Origin of the sequence: Hominibacterium faecale, assembly GCF_020734085.1 — a bacterium.
Classification (GTDB): Bacteria; Bacillota; Clostridia; order Peptostreptococcales; family Anaerovoracaceae; genus Hominibacterium; species Hominibacterium faecale.
The window spans coordinates 378,597-397,141 of sequence record NZ_JAJAGH010000005.1 but is presented as its reverse complement, the minus strand read 5'-3'; the positions used below and the strand labels follow the sequence as shown (position 1 = coordinate 397,141).

17 protein-coding genes are annotated in these 18,545 nt (G+C 47.6%); 14 read left to right on the top strand and 3 right to left on the bottom strand.

All coding sequences use genetic code 11. From position 1 onward, the window contains the following. Window positions 1-363: 363 nt before the first annotated feature. From LG211_RS07005 to srtB, 7 genes are all read left to right on the top strand, one after another. Window positions 364-1,674, top strand: a complete 1,311-nt coding sequence (locus LG211_RS07005; protein WP_253020579.1) for a phenylacetate--CoA ligase family protein — start codon at window positions 364-366, stop codon at window positions 1,672-1,674. Window positions 1,675-1,690: 16 nt separating this feature from the next. Beyond that, window positions 1,691-3,418, top strand: a complete 1,728-nt coding sequence (iorA, locus tag LG211_RS07000) for an indolepyruvate ferredoxin oxidoreductase subunit alpha (RefSeq protein ID WP_148397938.1) — start codon at window positions 1,691-1,693, stop codon at window positions 3,416-3,418. A gap of 2 nt (window positions 3,419-3,420) precedes the next feature. After that, on the top strand, window positions 3,421-3,996 hold the full coding sequence (locus LG211_RS06995) for an indolepyruvate oxidoreductase subunit beta (RefSeq protein WP_253020577.1): 576 nt from the start codon (window positions 3,421-3,423) through the stop codon (window positions 3,994-3,996). Between the two features lie 27 nt (window positions 3,997-4,023). Next, the gene (locus LG211_RS06990; protein ID WP_148397936.1) at window positions 4,024-5,325 is read left to right on the top strand and encodes a phenylacetate--CoA ligase family protein; all 1,302 of its coding nucleotides are present in this window, start codon (window positions 4,024-4,026) and stop codon (window positions 5,323-5,325) included. 23 nt (window positions 5,326-5,348) lie between these two features. Beyond that, window positions 5,349-5,792, top strand: a complete 444-nt coding sequence (locus LG211_RS06985) for an acetolactate synthase (RefSeq protein WP_148397935.1) — start codon at window positions 5,349-5,351, stop codon at window positions 5,790-5,792. A 301-nt stretch (window positions 5,793-6,093) separates the two neighbouring features. Continuing rightward, on the top strand, window positions 6,094-6,891 hold the full coding sequence (locus LG211_RS06980) for a hypothetical protein (RefSeq protein ID WP_253020576.1): 798 nt from the start codon (window positions 6,094-6,096) through the stop codon (window positions 6,889-6,891). 185 nt (window positions 6,892-7,076) lie between these two features. Further along, a complete protein-coding gene (gene srtB / locus LG211_RS06975) occupies window positions 7,077-7,835 on the top strand; it encodes a class B sortase (RefSeq protein WP_148397933.1) in 759 nt (252 codons plus the stop codon). Between the two features lie 102 nt (window positions 7,836-7,937). Here srtB and LG211_RS06970 read toward each other — a convergent pair whose 3' ends face one another. After that, a complete protein-coding gene (locus tag LG211_RS06970; RefSeq protein ID WP_148397932.1) occupies window positions 7,938-8,579 on the bottom strand; it encodes a CvpA family protein in 642 nt (213 codons plus the stop codon). An 87-nt stretch (window positions 8,580-8,666) separates the two neighbouring features. Here LG211_RS06970 and LG211_RS06965 point away from each other — a divergent pair, with 87 nt between their 5' ends. The 5 genes from LG211_RS06965 (at window position 8,667) to LG211_RS06945 (ending at window position 12,625) form a co-directional block, all read left to right on the top strand. Continuing rightward, complete coding sequence (locus LG211_RS06965; protein ID WP_148397931.1) at window positions 8,667-9,536, top strand: hypothetical protein; 870 nt, start codon at window positions 8,667-8,669, stop codon at window positions 9,534-9,536. A 96-nt stretch (window positions 9,537-9,632) separates the two neighbouring features. Beyond that, the gene (tadA, locus tag LG211_RS06960; RefSeq protein ID WP_148397930.1) at window positions 9,633-10,088 is read left to right on the top strand and encodes a tRNA adenosine(34) deaminase TadA; all 456 of its coding nucleotides are present in this window, start codon (window positions 9,633-9,635) and stop codon (window positions 10,086-10,088) included. Further along, the gene (locus LG211_RS06955) at window positions 10,085-10,966 is read left to right on the top strand and encodes an Ig-like domain-containing domain (protein ID WP_148397929.1); all 882 of its coding nucleotides are present in this window, start codon (window positions 10,085-10,087) and stop codon (window positions 10,964-10,966) included. The genes tadA and LG211_RS06955 overlap by 4 nt, the downstream gene beginning before the upstream one ends. 44 nt (window positions 10,967-11,010) lie before the next feature. Then, a complete protein-coding gene (ispE, locus tag LG211_RS06950) occupies window positions 11,011-11,937 on the top strand; it encodes a 4-(cytidine 5'-diphospho)-2-C-methyl-D-erythritol kinase (RefSeq protein WP_269477227.1) in 927 nt (308 codons plus the stop codon). Between the two features lie 16 nt (window positions 11,938-11,953). Continuing rightward, window positions 11,954-12,625, top strand: a complete 672-nt coding sequence (locus LG211_RS06945; RefSeq protein WP_148397927.1) for a GntR family transcriptional regulator — start codon at window positions 11,954-11,956, stop codon at window positions 12,623-12,625. Window positions 12,626-12,715: 90 nt separating this feature from the next. On the opposite strand, the gene LG211_RS06940 is transcribed toward LG211_RS06945, so the two are convergent. Continuing rightward, entirely contained in the window at window positions 12,716-14,290 is a 1,575-nt protein-coding gene (locus LG211_RS06940) for a helix-turn-helix domain-containing protein (protein ID WP_148397926.1), read from the bottom strand. 191 nt (window positions 14,291-14,481) lie between these two features. Here LG211_RS06940 and aguB point away from each other — a divergent pair, with 191 nt between their 5' ends. Both aguB and LG211_RS06930 read left to right on the top strand, forming a co-directional pair. Continuing rightward, entirely contained in the window at window positions 14,482-15,369 is an 888-nt protein-coding gene (gene aguB, locus LG211_RS06935; RefSeq protein ID WP_148397925.1) for an N-carbamoylputrescine amidase, read from the top strand. 18 nt (window positions 15,370-15,387) lie between these two features. Continuing rightward, the gene (locus LG211_RS06930) at window positions 15,388-17,025 is read left to right on the top strand and encodes an amidohydrolase (RefSeq protein ID WP_253020574.1); all 1,638 of its coding nucleotides are present in this window, start codon (window positions 15,388-15,390) and stop codon (window positions 17,023-17,025) included. A gap of 280 nt (window positions 17,026-17,305) precedes the next feature. On the opposite strand, the gene LG211_RS06925 is transcribed toward LG211_RS06930, so the two are convergent. Next, window positions 17,306-18,535: a shikimate kinase gene (locus LG211_RS06925; RefSeq protein WP_148397923.1), complete on the bottom strand. Its 1,230-nt coding sequence runs from the start codon at window positions 18,533-18,535 to the stop codon at window positions 17,306-17,308. Between the last annotated feature and the right edge of the window lie 10 nt (window positions 18,536-18,545).

Here is an 18,545-nt window from a genome sequence, read left to right as displayed (position 1 = left end):
CATCTAAAGTGGCCTGGTGTCTAGGATTGCACTAATTTTGCAGCTTCAATCAAAATTAGTGCAATTTTTATTGTTCAGAGGTTAATTGTGTGAAAATCATTGAAAATCTACATATTGAAAAATTTCAAGGCTGCAAACCCACAAAATTTACACTAACTTGAAAGAAAAATAAGTTGTTTTCATTATGGTAAACCAAAAAGCACCGGCCCCGCAGCTTCCAAACCGATAAAGTTGTGTAAATCTGATAAGCTTCCTGGAAGGGTTTGATTTTTTGGGAAATATGTTATAAAATATTTCTATTAGCGAATTGGGCTCGAATGCCTGAAATTTGAGGAAAAAGAAAGAAAAAAGATGAGAGAAAATATGGAACACATTATTTGGAACAGACAGATGGAGTGCGCTGACAGAGAAACCATCCGCCAAATTCAGCTGGAGCGGCTGAAAAAAATTGTGGATGTCTGCTATAACAGAGTGCCCCTGTACAAACGCAAATTTGATGAGATCGGATTAAAGCCGGAGCACATAAAAACGCTGGACGATGTGCGCCATCTACCCTTTACCACTGCAGATGACCTGAGAGACAGCTATCCGTTCGGCATGTTTGCCGTTGATAAAAGAGACGTCGTCCGGATCCACGGTTCTTCCGGGACCACAGGAAAGCCAAAAATCGTAGGCTATACCAAACAGGATTTAGATAACTGGTCCGAGATCATGGCTAGAGTCATCTGCGCTGCAGGCGGAACTCCCGATGATATTGTTCAGATTGCCTTTGGCTACGGGCTTTTTACCGGCGGATTCGGCTTGCATTACGGCATGGAAAAGCTGGGGGCCATGGTTGTGCCTCTTTCCAGCGGAAACACGGAACGGCAGCTGATGCTCATGCAGGATTTCGGCTCCACCATCTTGATTGCGACCCCGTCCTACGCCCTTTACCTGGCGGATGAAATGGAGAAAAAGGGCATTGATAAGGACAAGATTAAGCTGCGCCTTGCTCTCTTTGGAGGAGAAGGCCACACCGAGGAAATGCGCGCCAAGATTGAAAAGCAGCTGGGCATTCTGGCCACTGAAAATTACGGCCTTTCGGAAGTCGGCGGACCGGGATACTCGGGTGAATGTTACTTAAAACAGGGCATGCACATCGCAGAAGATCAATACTTTTCCGAGATTATTGATCCAAACACGCTGGAGCCGCTTCCTGTAGGAGAAAAAGGCGAACTCGTCATCACCACGCTGACAAAACAGGCCTTTCCTGTACTTAGATATAGAACCAGAGATATCAGCTGGTTCAATGACCAGCCCTGTCAGTGCGGCCGCACGACCATGCGCATGGCGAAAGTTCAGGGAAGAACCGACGATATGCTGGTGATTCGAGGCGTCAACGTATTCCCCTCTCAGATTGAATCTGTTATCATGAGTATGAAGGAAGTGGAGCCGTTTTACGAGATCGTGCTCACCACCGAAGGATATATGGATCGAATCGAAGTAAAAGTGGAATTCTCCGATGCTTCACTTTTGGACGATTTCACCAAGCTGGAAGAGCTCAGAGCCAAGATCAAGCACAACCTGAGGGTCATTTTAAACATTGACGCCAAGGTGTCGCTGGTATCTCCAGGTACACTGCCCAGATTTGAAGGAAAAGCCAAGAGAGTCATCGATCATAGAAAAAATAAATAGAGTAAAGAGGTTGGACATGGAAAAGAAAATAATGTTAGGAAATGAGGCCTTTGCTAGAGGGGCCTTTGAAGCGGGAGTAAGAGTCATTTCTTCCTACCCGGGAACACCCAGTACAGAAGTCACGGAAGCTGCGGCTCAGTATGACGAAATGCATGTGGAATGGGCCCCCAATGAAAAAGTGGGAACAGAAGTGGCGGTAGGCGCATCCATCGGCGGTGCCAGAGCGTTATCCTGCATGAAACATGTAGGTCTTAACGTAGCAGCCGATCCGTTTTTTACTGCTGCATATACAGGTGTTACCGGCGGACTGGTGGTTTTGGTAGCTGACGACAACGGATGCCACTCCAGCCAGAATGAGCAGGATTCCCGCTACCACGGCAGAGGCGCGGGCGTACCGATACTGGAACCGGCTAATGCGCAGGAATGCAAAGACTTTATGAAATACGCTTATGAACTGAGCGAAAAATACGACACGCCGGTTCTCATGAGGTCCAATACAAGGATTTCCCACTCCAGAGGAATCGTTACCGTAGAAGATCGCAAGGAAAAAGAACTGATCCCTTACGAAAAAAATATTCAAAAATATGTAGCGATGCCGGCTATGGCCAAAAAGCTGCATGTGATTCAGGAAAAGCGGCTGAACCAGATTGAAGAAGATTCAAAAGATTTTCCAATCAACCGCATAGAACTGAATGATAAAAAGATCGGTATCATAACTAGCGGAATCTGCTATCAGTATGTAAAAGAAGCGCTGCCTCAGGCCAGCGTCCTCAAAATGGGCATCATCAACCCGCTGCCCAAAGCTCTTATTGAAGAGTTTGCAAAGCAGGTGGAAGAGGTCTATGTAATTGAAGAGGGAAACCCCTTCTTCGAAGAACAGATTCGCGCCATGGGTATTCCGACAAAAGGCAAGGCGATGTTCACGATTCAGGGAGAATACTCGGCCAACATGATCCGGGAGGCCTTTACCGGAGAAGCGCCAGAGCATGTAGCCCCACAGGAGGCGCCGGCAAGACCGCCGCTCATGTGCGCGGGATGCCCGCATCGAGGACTGTTCTACATATTGGGAAAACTGAAAAAGCATGTCATGGGCGATATTGGATGTTATACTTTGGGCTCCCTGCCTCCAACATCGGCAATGGATGCCTGTCTGTGCATGGGCGCATCCATCACCATGGCCCACGGATTCGAAAAGGCTAGAGGTAAAGAGGCGGCCAGAGATACGGTAGCTGTTCTGGGAGATTCGACTTTCTTCCATTCCGGCGTTACCGGATTGATTAATATGAACTATAATCAGGCGACTGGAACGGTGATTATTCTTGATAACCGGATCACTGGCATGACCGGCCATCAGGATAACCCTTCCACTGGAAAGAATGCCAAAGGTCAGGAAGCTCCTGCCATCGATATCGCCCAGCTCTGCAAAGCCTGCGGCGTAGAGCATATTGTGGAAGTGGATCCATTCGACCTGCCAGCTGTAGAAAAGGCTGTTAAAGAAGAGACAGCCAGAGAAGAGCTGTCGGTCATCATTACCAAGCGGCCCTGTGCCTTGATTGTCAAGCAGCCGGATATACCTCATCTGATTACAGATAAGTGCAAGAACTGTAAAATGTGCATGGGAATTGGATGCCCTGCCATTGAACTGGAGAATGGAAAACCTGTAATCGCAGCTGAACGCTGTGTTGGCTGCGGGCTGTGCAAACGCGTATGCCCGTTCGACGCCATTGAAGAGGAGGTAAAATAAAGATGAAAGACATAAATATCTTGATCGTGGGAGTCGGCGGCCAGGGGACTCTTTTGGCCAGCGTGCTTCTGGGAAATATCGCCCTGGAGGAAGGGTATGACGTAAAGCTGGCGGAAGTCCATGGCATGGCCCAGAGGGGCGGGAGCGTGGTGACTCATGTAAGAATCAGCGAGAACGAAGTGCGTTCGCCTCTCATCGAAGAAGGCGGGGCCGATGTGATCGTAGCCTTTGAAGAACTGGAGGCGTATAGATGGATTCCCTACCTGAAACAGGGCGGCGCCATCTTTGTCAATACGCAGCAGATCAAGCCAATGCCGGTTATTATGGGAGCGGCCCAGTATCCTGCTGAAATCGTCGATTTCCTTAAAGATAACGCGGACAAAGTGACTTGTCTGGATGCACTGGGCATCGCAACGGAATGCGGCAGCATCAAAGCCGTAAACACCGTACTGCTGGGCGCAATGGCCAAAGAGCTGCCTTTCTCTAAGGAAACCTGGATCCGGCAGATTGAAAAAACAGTAAAACCAAAATTTGTAGAACTGAATAAAACCGCTTTTGAAAAGGGTTATCAGGCATAGAAAATACGATGGAGAGGTGAAAGAAATATGATTTGGAATGAAGCAATCGAATGCGCTGATCGGGAAACCATGCAGGCCATTCAGCTGGAAAGATTGAAAAAGACCGTGGCGCATGTCTATAAAAATGTGCAGCCGTACCGAGCGAAGATGGATGAAAAGGGCGTAAAGCCGGAGGACATCCAGCAGCTGTCCGATATTACAAAACTGCCGTTCATCACCAAAGAGGACCTGGCCAACAACTATCCCAATGGGTTGTTTGCGGCCGATATGGATGATATCGTGCGTATCCACGCATCCTCCGGAACCACCGGAAAACCCAAGATTGCCGGCTATACGAGAAGCGACCTGGATATGTGGGGCGAATGCGTAGCCAGATGTTTATCAATGGCAGGAGCCACCAAGAGCTCTGTCGTTCAGGTTGCTTATGGATACGGACTGTTCACAGGCGGTCTGGGAGCACATATCGGCGCTGAAACCATGGGCGCTACCGTTATTCCCATGAGCAGCGGCAACACCCAGAAACAGCTGATGTTCATGATGGATATGAAGAGCACTCATCTTTGCTGCACGCCGTCCTATGCTCTGACCATCGCCGAAGCAGCTGAAAAAGCGGGTCTGAAGCCGGATGAAATTCCCCTTCAGGGAGGTGTTTTCGGAGCAGAGCCCTGGACAGAAGGCATGAGAAACGAAATTGAAAAACGACTGGGCATTCATGCCCACGATATTTACGGACTTTCCGAGATCATGGGGCCTGGCGTTTCCACAAGCTGCAGCGAAAACGATGGTATGCATATCATGGAGGACTATTTCTTCCCGGAAATCATCGACCCGGATACGCTGGAACCGCTGCCGGACGGTGAAAAGGGAGAGCTGGTCATTACGACGATCGGAAAAGAAGGTATGCCGCTGGTTCGCTACAGAACGAGAGATATCTGTTCGCTGACCCATGAAAAATGCAAATGCGGCAGAACCCTGGTGAGAATGAGCCGCGTATTCGGACGTACCGACGACATGCTCATTATCCGCGGAGTCAATGTATTCCCATCACAGGTAGAAACTGTAATCGCTCAGTTTGCCGATACGCTGACCATGAACTACAAGCTGTATGTGGGCAGAGAGGACAACAAGGATACTTTCGAACTGGCTGTAGAGCTGGCTGATGGTCTGGCAATCGATGATATCAAGTTTGTTGAAAACCTGAGAAGCCGTGTCGATCATGAATTGAGAGGCATCCTGGGAATCGGATGTAAGATCCGCTTCCTCAATGCCGGAACCCTTCCTAGAAGTGAAGGTAAGGCCGTTAGAGTTGAAGATACAAGGAAACTGTAGTGTGGAGTTAGGAGGTAACAAAGATGTTAATTAAACAGATGTCCGTGTTCGTGGAGAACACCACTGGAAGGCTGGCGGAACTGACGAGAGTGCTGGGCAACGATGGAATCGATATCAAAGCTTCCTGTATCGCCGATACAGTAGACTTTGGTATCCTCAGATGTATTGTTGACGATCCGGAGGAAGCGACGAAAGTGCTCAAGGAAAACGGATTTACCGCAAGTATCACAGAAGTCATCGCGGTGGAGCTGGAAGACCGTCCCGGCGGATTCGCAGATGTGCTGGAAATCCTGGCAAAAGAACAGATCGGCGTGGACTATATTTATTCCACCATCCGTTCCAAGGAAGGCGCGGCAATTATCGTGCTTAAAGTTCAGGATCCGCAGAAAGCCATTGACGTTCTGCTGGCCCACGATGTAAAGCTGTACAAGATGGAAGAAATCAGCAAAATGAGCCACGTAAAATAAGGAAGAACTTGAAAGGGCTGTCGTATGAGGGAGAAGGGATGATTCCTTTTATACGACCGCCCCTTTTCAATTACAAAGGGAATATCGATGAAATCGATATTTGCACCAGCAGCCAGACTTTATCAGGATGCCGCGGCTTGCCATCTGAATCAGACCAGGTTAGGCTGCCGGGTTGCTATCAAAAAATGAGGCACTTTAAAGGATTTAAGACAGAATACAAATACAAGTATAATCGAGATAATTATATTTAATTGACGCAGGTGAAACGCTTAGATGTCTCTTTATTAAGGAGGAAAGGAAAATGAGCAGTAGGAAAAAACATGCTGCCCTGATCATTGGGATGATCATGGCATTCGCCGTTGTTCCAGGAGGGATGATTGTCGACACGGCATCCGCAGACACAGAATTGTCCAAGCCAAAGCTGGTTAATTACGCAGCCAGCGGCACCAGCATCAAAAATACCTGGAAAAGAGTGAAGGGCGCCAAGGGCTATGAAGTATATCGGGCAACTAAGGAAAAAGGCAGATACAAAAAGGTCAAGACCATCAAGAGCGGCAAGACTGTGTCCTGGACGAACAAAAAGCTTAAGAAGAACAAGAATTATTTCTATAAAGTCAGAGCTTATAAAAAAAGCGGCAGCCGTAAGGAATACAGCGAATTCAGCGGTATAGAATGGGCGGTTCCAACAAATGAACCTAACTGGGAATATGCGATGGCCTCCAAAACAAAGAAAACCAGTAAAGTAGCTGTCAGAATTACCAATAAAAGCAGCAAAAAAATGCAATTCCAATCGGATGGATGGTACTTTAAGGATCAAAAGGCGTTAAACTTATATTTGAATTTATCTCAAGAAGAATGGGAAAGCATGACAAACGACCAGTTGTTTGCGAAAGGCATTATTCAAATAAAAGGAAAAAAGAAAACCATAGTTCCGGGGAAATCCGTAACCTTATCTTATAAAACCTATAAAAACGGCCGTGTAACCAAGATCAAATATACCAAAAAAGGCATTGTTGAAAATAAATTCACCTATAACGGCGGGCGGTTCTGGATGGAAACTGGTTGGAAATATGGCTGCCAATGGGGTGAATTGGAATAATACTGGCGCTTATGCGAGGTACAGTATTTTCTGCAGCAATCGGAACCCGGTGATTTTTACCGGGCATGAACATCCGGCACAGCTTTGCACCGCTGTCCGGAATGGGGCAGATTATATAAAAAACCAATGCGGCCACTATCACTTTATGATAAAATAGGAATAGAAAAGAAGCAAAAGGGGAAAGCATGAGCACAGGAAGAAAAATTGTTTTTGTAATCGCCCTGATGGTGTTCGTAGGGTCTTTGGGGGCGATCCTCAATCACTACCTGACAGGGTGGAGAGCAGAGAAGGCCCTTACGGATTTGGGTGAGCTGAAAACAGAACAAGAAGATTTGGTGACAGACAAAGGGATTGTCATCGGAAAATATGTGGATCTTTATAAAAAGAATTCCGATCTTATAGGATGGCTTACGGTAGAGGGGACCCGCATGGATTATCCGGTCATGCAGACACAGCGCGATCCGGAATTTTACCTGAGGCGCAATTTTGATAAAGAATACAGCATCTCCGGCGTACCGTTCATGGATGCTCAAAGCGACATTTTTAAACCAACATCTAACTGGATGCTCTACGGCCACAATATGAAGGACGGAACCATGTTCCACGACCTTTTGGATTTTGCGGAAGAAGATTTTTACCAGGAGCACAAAACCATCAAATTCGATACTATCTACAAGGGTGGACAAGGAGAATACGAAATTGTAGCAGCCTTTTATTCACAGATTTACCCGGAAAACAAAAACGTGTTCAAATACTATAACCACGCAGGGCTTACTGGAAAGAAACAGTTCAACGAATACGTCAAGGAAGTCAAAAACCTGTCTGAATACGACACGGGAGTGGACGCCCAATACGGAGAACAGCTGATTACCCTATCTACTTGCAGCTATCACGTGCCGGATAAGCTGGGCAGATTCGCAGTTGTCGCCAAACGGGTAAAATAACAACGCGACGTATGATTAAAAAAATCAGCGCCGGAAACCGATTTCATATAAGAAATCAGGCTTCCGGCGCTGTTGTCATATAAAGCCCCTAATACAATCACATTATGTAAGTAAATCGCCGATGACCAGCACGATAAAATTGCTGTCATAAAGGGTCCGGCTGAAATAAGAAGCGTCCAGACTATCCAGAATCAGCTGCGTACTGGCCGGCGATACCAAATTCACCACCGGCAGCAAGAGCGCCAGAAAAAGAAAGACAAAGAGGACCCCGCGAATCATACCGGCAGCCAGGCCCAACAGCCCGTCCAAAAAACCGACAAACCCTTTGTTCTGCCTTTTAGATAGGGCCAAGGTTAGAAAAAAGGCAATCAATTTGACGGCCAGCAGGATGAGCAGAAAAGAGACAATCGTCATCGTCAGCTCGGTCAGCCTGCCGGCAATGTTCTGAGCCGCCTCCGACGCCGCTGTGTCGATTCCTTTTCCCAAAATCAAGGGCAGCGTGTCGGATGATGCTGCTAGCGAATCGGAGGACAGAGAAAGCTTGTCATAAAAGGCTTTATAAATCTGATCGTCCAGCTGGGTAGTATCGATCAAATACTTCCGCAGGGGCGATGCAAAAAAGAAGGCTGCGATCATGGCCCCCAGCCACCCCAGTGTATGGGTAAATGTATAAATAAACCCTTTGCGGAATCCGGAAACCATCGTCAGGATCAAAATGATAGCAACAACGATATCTAAAAACAAAATATACCTCCACTTTATTCGAATAGCCAGTTAAACCTGTTCATATATTACTAGAAAAACAGTGAAAAATCAAGGAGGTCGCAGACCATGGAGTATATGAGTCATAAAAAAAGCTTTATTATGCTGGATGAACAGAACCGGAACTTTGCCTTGGACAAAAACAAACAAATCCGTGGATACATAAAGTTGGAGACCGGTGGAAATCGAGGATCCCTGCGGGTAGGAGCAGAAAATCTCAGGTGCTTTGAACGAGGCAGCTATGTCTATAAGTTGATTTTATTCGGCAAGAAGAATGAAAAAACAATCTATAAAATTGTCGGTAACCTGATGATCAGCAGCAGAGGGCGCGGTGAAACCTATCTTCGAATTAATCCGGCAGATGTAGATGGAAATGGAAACGGCTTGGATTACTTTACCATTGCCATAATCGTCGCAGTATCGGCAACAGATAATCGGGAGCCGCTTCATCCGATTCTTCGGGGGACGCTGGAAGCAAAGATTGAAGCCGCAGGCAAGAAAGGGCCCGAGACCTATAATGACTATTATAACCACTACGTCCTGCAATGCTGTGAAGCGATTGAAAACAAAAAAGAACTTTACGACAGGCTGATTCCTTTTAAGGAAGACCGAACTGGAGCTGACTGGAGAAGGATCGTCAACTTGGGGAAATTCCCGCTGGTATCCCCGGGCGCTCAATATACCATGTCCAGATACAGACATTTCATCTTTGGCCTGAGCAAGGACTACTATTTTATCGGAGTACCGGGCCGCTATTTGGAACAAGAACAGCCGGACAGCGGCAATTCCGGATTTGTTCTCTGGCAGCCGATCATGGGTGCAGAAGGTTATCAAGCCGATGCTGAAGGCGCATCCTTAAAAAATAGGCAAGTGGCCTACGGCTATTGGATTGCGGCAGTCAACCGTTCGACTGGTTCAATCGAAGAATTTAAGAAATAACCCTCCGGCTTCCTCCCGATTTTCCCGTTAAACGGCGAATTTTGCTTGATAGAAACCAGAAAATATGGTAACATTGTAGGGTATATGAGGAAGTACATGTTAGAAGCCTTAAAAGAGGCGCAAATCGCTTATGATCTGGGTGAAGTCCCCATTGGAGCCGTAGTTGAAAAAGACGGCATGATCATAGGACGCGGACACAATTTAACAGAGAGAGCAAAAGATCCGACAGCCCATGCAGAGATGATCGCCTTGCGAGAGGCAGCGCAGGTGCTGGGCGGCTGGAGACTTTTGGGCTGTAATCTGTATGTTACGGCTGAGCCATGTGCCATGTGTGCGGGAGCCATTGTTTGGGCCCGCATTAAAAAACTTTACATTGGAACGATGGATCCCAAGGGAGGCGCATGCGGCTCTGTTTTCAATATACCGCAGGAACCGCGGCTCAATCATTATGTCGAAATTGAGACGGGCATCATGCAGCAGGAATGTCATGACATACTCAAAGCATTCTTTAAACAATTGAGAAAGAAGAAGTCGGAGGAAATACAACTATGAAAAGAATAGGCGCTATCTTATGCCTTTCCGTTATGCTGGTATTCATGTCAGCATCCGTTTGTTTTGCAGGACAAGGCGACTTGGCGATAAAAGATCAATACCCAAAGGACGGAGCTACGGGGACCGCAGTAGAAAATGCAAGTATTAAGATTTGGTTTAATCAGGATGTAAGGCCCAAGTCCAAAGATATTCGCAAGGCCAACAAAAAAGCTGTTAAACTGGTGGATGAAAAAGGCAAGGATGTTCCCATCTATGTGGCATACAGCCCCGACGAAGACGGGCTGATGATGGTTCTCAGCAGCGCAGACGCTAAAATCCAGGGAGACACGGAATATACCTTGACCATTGATCCCGAATTTCAGGCTACCAACGGAGATACGCTCGCTAAAGGAGATAAAGTTTCATTTAAAACGCTGGATCAATCCAAAAATATGACCGTAAACATGGTTATGATGGGTGTGATGATGGTCGGCATGATCTTTTTCTCATCCAGAAGCATGAAAAAACAGATGGAAAAGGAAAAGGCGGCAAAAGGCAAACATGATACGGTAAATCCATATAAAGAAGCCAAGCGCACAGGTAAATCCGTTGAAGAGATCGTAGAAAAGGATCAGAAGACAAAAGAAAAAGAAGCGGCGGCTGCTGCAAAACGAGCTGCCAAGCGGGCAAAAGAAGAAAAAGAACTGCTTGAGAAAGAAGCGAACAAAAAGCGGGTGGCGGGGCCGAGACCGATTTCTGCAGGCGGTGGAAAGTATAAGGCACCGAAAAAAGCAAAACCGAAAAAATCCCAGCAGCCAAATAAAGGAACAACCAGACCGAAGAACCAGACGGGAAAACAGAAGAACAGCAAGAACAAAAACAATTCCAAGAAAAAATAATGAAAAAGAGCGGGGGTATCCCGCTCTTTTTTGAGGAGGAGAAGATGCAGAGAATCCAAGTAAAAGCCTGTGGAAAAATCAATCTTTCCCTGGACGTAAAGAAAAGACTTGAAAATGGATATCACCAAGTGGAAATGGTTATGCAGCAGATTTTACTGCACGATGATGTTGCAGTGCGGTGGTTTGAAAACCAAAACGGCCGAGTTGAGATCGAAGTATCCACAAACAGACCCTATCTGCCGAGAGACAGCCGCAACTTAGCTTACAAGGCGGCGGATTTGATGATCCGCCAATACGGAGAAGCACGCAGCGGTAAGATTCGGATCGATATAAAAAAGAGGATTCCCGTGGCTGCCGGGCTGGCGGGAGGCAGCAGCAACGGAGCTGCTGTGCTTCACGCTCTAAATCAACTTTGGAGTTTGGGTTTGACTGTGAAAGATATGTGTGAAATGGGCAGTGAACTTGGATCGGATGTTCCCTTTTCCATCATGGGGCAGGCAAAGGAAAACCCGGATTTGGGACTTGCCAATGATCCCTTGGCTGCACACTGCGCCGTGGCCCGGGGAACAGGAACTGATTTGGAACCAATCATCGGGCTAAAGAGCCATCTGGTTCTCACCAAGCCGTCTATTGGTGTGTCAACTGCGGAAGTCTATCAGGGACTTGCACTTGATAAAATTGAAGAACGTCCCAATACAGCTGAGCTTGTTGCTGCTCTTGCCGAAAAAAATTATAAAATAATTCAAAAAAATATGATCAATGTACTTGAAAATTTTACTCTTACAAGGTATCCTAATGTTATGTATACAAAGAACAAGGTTGAAAGGCTGTTTGACGAAGAGGCAGTTTTAATGAGCGGAAGTGGTCCCACTATCTTCGCACTGTGTAGAAACAGGGGCGAAGCGCAGCGCGCTTATGAAGAGCTGAAAGCCTATAATAAAGAAACGTTCTGGACCAGAACTACCTATTAATGTGAGAGGAAAAAAGATGCTGAATTTTGATATCCAAAACCATAGACCCCTTAGAGAAATCGTATATGAAGAGCTGAAAATGCAGATACTGACTGGAAAGATCGTGCCGGGGACGAGAATGATGGAAGTGGAATTGGCAGAAGACATGGGTGTCAGCAGGACTCCAATCCGCGAAGCAATTCGCAAGCTGGAGAAAGAAGGTCTGGTGACTATAGAACCTAGAAGGGGCGCATATGCTTCTCAAATATCCACAAAGGATATGGTTGATATCCTGGAAGTGCGCCAGGACATGGAAGGGCTGGCGGCGTTTTTTGCTGCATCTCGTATGACTGACGGACAGATGGCGGAACTAAAAAAAGCGTCCGACTCCTACAACCAAGCAGTCGCAGAAGGCAACACCGCCAATATGATCGCTTATGATACCAAGTTTCACAGGATCATTGTGGAATCCTGCAACAACAATATTTTGGTACAAATGATTGAACAGCTGCAGGAGCTGGTTCTGAGATTCCGCTATATATACTATGATAACTTCCGCCGGGCGGAGAACATGCCGGAAGAGCATAGGCAAATCATGGAGGCCATTCGCGACGGGCGGGCTGCTGATGCCAGGGCCGCCGCTGATATACATATTGACCGGCTGAAGGACATGGTGATCCGGGACGGCATTGCCCAGGGACGCCGATAAAAGGCAACATAGCTGCAACCCAAAAGCCTGCGAGCCTTTTGGGTTGTTTTTTTGCTTACGATCTGAAGACTGGACAGCGGTATCCCCCGCTCACTCCTCCTTCCTTAACTCCAAAAATCGGATTTCATTTGCAGATAGGTTGGCGGAAAGGGTGCAGCTGCCCCACGGCGAAATCATCTGATAAACGGTCCTGGGCGCTGACAGCGCTTGTATGCTCTCGAATTCCTGACTAGTCAGCTGGCTCTTAAAATTAAGTTGCTTCCAGCCGCTGATGCAGGAGTCGCCGGCTTGAAACCGCCGCTCTGTAATCTGATATTCGCCGGAAATTTTAAAGAGGCTGAACTCATAGCTTTGGGATTCATCTTTGTTATCGTTGAAAAACAAAAGCTGATAGTTTTCCCCGCTTTTTACCAGCAGAAAAGTATCTTCCGCGCATACTACCGTTTCATACATTGTGGACAAAAGCGCATATAAGTAGTACTGGGGTTTTTTGAGCCCATTGATCGCCTTTAGCCCGGCCGTGTCCTGAGGCGAGTCGAACAAAGGCAGCTGGGGGATTTGATGGGGCGGCTTTACCAAAGCCTTTACCATGGAAAGACATTGGGTAAAAGGATCATAATGATCATAGAGTTTCTTGGGAATCAACCGGTGGCGGATGGGCAGGATGGTGCCTTCGGGTTCTTTTTTTAAGTCGATTTTCGCAGAGCGAATGATCCCACTGGCGCCGATAAATACCGGAAATTCGGAATAAGAATCGATGACATCGTTGATGCTTTCCAGAGGTAGTTCTTCGATTCGTTCCGCAGCATTCCCTAGAATCTGATCTTTGTAAAGCTGGCGGTATTCCTTGGGATGACAGCCGAACCACTCTTTAAAATTTTCCACATAATATTTTGCATTAGAGAAGCCGACGTTTTGCGAAATTTGTGAGACGGAGGCATTTGTAGTCAAAAGCTGCGCCTCTGACATTTCAACGCGAACCATACTGACAAAGTTGCGAAAGCTGTCGCCGATCTGCTTTTGGAAAAGATGGGACAGGTAATAGGTGTTGATGTTTTCTTTTTCTGCAATGGCAGCCAGACTTATTTTGTAGGGGTAGTTTTTATATACCAGGCTGACCACGCGGCTGACCCGGTCGATTTGCAGGATGTCGTGGGATATCATATGTTCAAAGCTGCGGTTGACCCGATCCACCTTGAAGCCCCGAAAATCCTTATATAAGGCGTCCATTAACTCCAAAGACAGATCTTTCATGCGGTTTTTGTAACCGCGTTTTTTTGCGTACAATTCGGAAATGATGGCGAAGATATGGGCTTTCATGGCCAGCTGCCTTTTGTAGGTGGCCACATCCTCGCTGCCCTTCGTGGTAAATACTTGGGTGTCCAGCTCCGGATAGAACTGGGAGAAGTAATCCATATTAAGACTGAGGACAACAACTAAGTTATTTTCTGTAAGGCCTTTTACTCCATGTACGTCATCACTATGAATAAAATGCATATGATTTTTTGAAAGATAATAGCGAGTGTAGGTCATTTTTAGATCAATCTCACCTTCCAGCACGTAGATGACTTGAATGTCATTGTGCATATGCCAAGGATACTCTTGAATCTTCAATACTTGTACCTTTATAGGCAGACCATCTTCATACTGAATCTTCTTTAACATTATGAATTCCTTTCCGGTTTCAGCTAGTCTTAGTTGCTATTTTTGATTATATCACATTCGGAAGGATCTGGGAAATACACAAGAAAAAATCTGAATATTTAAAAAAAGACATTAAACTGCGCAAGAGAGTTATAGATTGAGGCAGCTATTTTGGATACAATTTGATCAAAGAAATGTCGAGGAGGGAAACGATGAAGAAGGTAACGGTTGCTGCAACGCAGATGATATGCGAAAAAGATCCGCAACTAAATGCAGATCGTGCAGAGAAATTAATTCGTCAGGCCGCCGCACAGGGAGCCAATATTATTCAGATTCAGGAACTATTTCACACCCAGTATTTTGCCCAAGTGGTCGATTATGAGAATTTAAAAATCGCAAGGCCGGCAGAAGGACATCCGTTAATTAAACGATTCTCCAAGCTGGCAAAAGAACTGAATGTGGTTCTTCCGATCAGCTTTTATGAAGAAAGCGGATGCTGCCGCTTTAATTCCATAATGGTCATCGATGCCGACGGCACCAATCTGGGAATTTACCGAAAAACCCATATTCCAGATGATCCCGGCTACTACGAAAAGTTTTATTTCAGTCCCGGGGACACAGGCTTTAAGGTTTGGGATACCCGTTTTGCCAAGATTGGAATCGGAATCTGCTGGGATCAATGGTTCCCGGAAGCCGCAAGGTGCATGGCTCTGATGGGCGCCGAGATTCTGCTGTATCCTACGGCCATCGGGACTTTTGCCGTACCGGAGCCGGAACTGGCCAGTGAGCCCGATGATTTTGATCACTGGCAAAATACCATGTTAGGCCATGCGGCGGCCAATATGGTGCCTGTTGTGGCTTCAAACCGTATTGGAATTGAAAAGATGGGCACAACGGCGATCCGCTTCTGGGGAGCATCCTTTATCTCCGATAACCGGGGAAACAAGGTTGCGGAGGCCGATACCGAACATGAGGCCGTGCTCACCGTATCTTTTGATCTGGATGAACTTGCAGCCTATCGAAGAGAGGTCTGTGTGTTCAGGGACCGCCGCCCCGAGTGCTATCAGAAATTGCTCACATTGGACGGAAAGAGTAAATAAAAGGATAAGGAGGCGGAAGTGAGAGTAACAAAAATATTTTACAATGGGGCCGTTTACACGGCTGACCGGCAGTGGAGCAAAGCCCAGGCCGTTGCTCTGGCAGGGACCAAAATCGCTGGTGTGGGAAGCAGCGATCAGATATTAGCATATAAAGAGGAGAACACGCAGGTGATCGATCTTCAGGGAAAAATGGTACTCCCAGGATTTGTCGACTCCCACGCCCATCCTTCCTGGGGCGGGACCGAGCTTTTATATAAAGTGGATCTGTTTGACTGTAAAGACGTCGACGAGTATTTGAGACGGATTGAAGCATTCCTGGAAGAGTATCCCCATATAACCTTTCTTCAGGGCGTTGGGTGGGTAAATCCTCATTTTCCGCCGCAGGGGCCGTCGCGCTTTATGCTGGATAAGATCAGGCCCGATCTTCCAATGGCCTTTGATTCAGGAGATCATCATTCCGTATGGGCCAACTCCAAGGCCATGGAGCTGGCCGGCATCGATGAGAATACGGTTTGCCCGGAGGGAGGAGTCATTGAGAAAGATCCAGTTACTGGGGAACTGACCGGAACCTTCCGTGAAGCGGCCCAGGATTTGGTGCGCAAGATCGTCCCCGACTATTCCGTAGAGGAATACATGGCAGGGCTTCTTAAGTATCAGGAGATTATGGCTTCCTACGGGATCACCATGTCCCATGATGCCATGATTGACGGAGACGGACCGGCTTATCAGGCGCTGCTTCGTCTGGAAAAAGAAAATAAGCTCATCTCTAAAATGAATGTTTCGTTTAATACTTATGCGGACGACCCACTGAAAGATGCGGATCAGTATGAGCGCTATCGTCAAGAGACGGACGGGATCATGCTCAAGGGCAAGCATGTCAAATTTTTTGTTGACGGTGTTATTGAGGCGTCTACTGCGTGGCTGAAGGAACCTTATGCCAATCGGCCCGATTACTGCGGCGAGCCTATCTGGAAGGAAGCGGATTTGAAGCAGGTAGTGGTTTTGGCAGATCAGGCGGGGCTGATGCCCCACTTCCACGTGATCGGCGATCGGGCGGCGGAGCAGATGCTGGATGTATTGGAATATGTTGAACAGGTGGGCGGTCCCAAGAAGAGGATGCCGCTGGCCGCCCATGTTCAGCTGCTGGATCCGATCGATCTGCCGCGGATGAAGCCGCTCAATGTGGCCATATCGGCGGACCCTTACTGGTATGTAAAGGACCCAGGATATTACTTCAAACTGGAAGAGCCGTTTTTGGGTAAAGAGCGGGTTGAAAAAGAATACCCCATGAAGACCTTCTTTGATGCCGGCCTGATCGTCGCATCGGCCAGCGATTTCAGTGTGACGCCTGTGCCCAAGCCTCTTCGGGGGATTCAGATGGGAGTCAATCGTTGTTATCCGGAAATGAACAAGGAGGACCCAAACTGCGTACTTGGTAAAGAGGAGCGGGTGTCTCTGCGGCAGATGATTGAATCCTTTACCATCAATGGCGCCAAAGTGCTGGGACGCGAGGATGAGACAGGTTCCATCGAGTCCGGAAAAGATGCGGATTTGGTCATTCTGGAGAAGGACCTCTTCGAGATACCGGAGGATGAAATTGCATTCGTTGAAGTTTGCGAGACGATTTGCAGAGGGGAGACGATTTTTAAAGGGTAGATGGGGATAGGCCCTTCGGGGGCCCGTCGGGCCCGGATTAATAAAGGATGAAAAGCAAAATCATCGCTTGCGCTCGTTTTGGATTAAGTTTGCGATGATTTTTCATCGTGGGAAAAGCAAAACAGCAAGAAAAGCGATAATTTCCTGCTGTTCTTAGGCAAATTAGCAGCGAAAAAGGCCTAAAATCATCGTGGAAAAGGCTGCTGGCCACAGATCGCGATGATTTGCTCCCGGCCTCGAAACCTGCGAGAACATGATGCTTTCAGTTTTTTTGCCGGCTCTAATCCAAGAGCGCCAGCAATCTGGCCGCGCTCTCCTCCGCACCGGGAACCGTTTGAAAAGAAAGCTGGCTGTACGCCTCATACAGAGGAAGGCGCACTTCATACATATGGGCCAGGGCAGCGCGGTCTTTTGAAAGGGGCCGCCCTTCCATGGCCAGCTCATCCAAAGGCCGCTGGAGAAAGACGATGCGCCCGTTCTGACCTAAAGCTGCCATATTTTCAGGGCGAAGAACAACGCCGCCGCCGGTTGCAATGACCTGACCCTTTTCTTTGCCCAGGCTGCGGGCGGCTTCCGTTTCCAGGCTGCGGAAATGGGCTTCGCCTGATTCGGCAAAAATCTCAGGAATCGATTTGCCGGCAGTTTGCTCGATGACCGAATCCATATCCACAAAGGATTTACCCAGCTTTTCTGCCAGCAGTTTGCCTAAAGTCGTCTTTCCGCAGCCCGGCATGCCGATGAGGACAATGTTTTCGATTTGCCGCCGCAGCTGGTGAAGAATGGATTCGTTGTGCTGCTGAAATCCGGTTTCGCCGAGAAAATATTCCGCAGCCGCCGTAGCCTGCGCCACCAGCATAGGAAGCCCATTGGTACAGGCAATGCCCCGCTCCCTGGCCTGCTGCAGCAGCACGGTGGAGAAGGGGTTATAAATAACGTCAATGACACCAGAGCAGGCGGGAAAATCCGCAAGGTCGATCAGGCTTTCGCCATTATGGGGATAAGTGCCTGCCGGGGTGGTGTTGACAATAAGATCGATATCTTTGTGGGACGAAAGCTCCTCATAAGAAATGCAGCCCGCCTCGCCCCGCCGGGTGGTGATGAGAATCCGGCGGGCACCTTGGTCTTTTGCCGCTTTGCGCGCCATGAGACTGGTGCCGCCGTTGCCCAAGATCAATACTTTTTTATTTTCAAAGGAGATCCCGGCCGCCTGAGCAGCATAGAGAAACCCTTGATAATCCGTGTTGGTGCCACAGAGCTGGCCGTCTCGGAAATAGAGGGTATTCACCGCTCCGATCTCCCGGGCCAGATCCGACACTTGATCGCAAAAGGGGATGACGGCCTTTTTATAAGGAATGGTAATATTCAGGCCGTCAAAGTTTCTGGCTGCGATAAAGGATTCAAATTCTGTTTTGCTGAGGCTGAAAAGCTGGTATGAATATTTGCCCAGGCTTTCGTGGATCTGCTGAGAATAGCTGTGCCCCAGCTTCTCGCCTATGAGTCCGTATGTCATGGCATGCTCC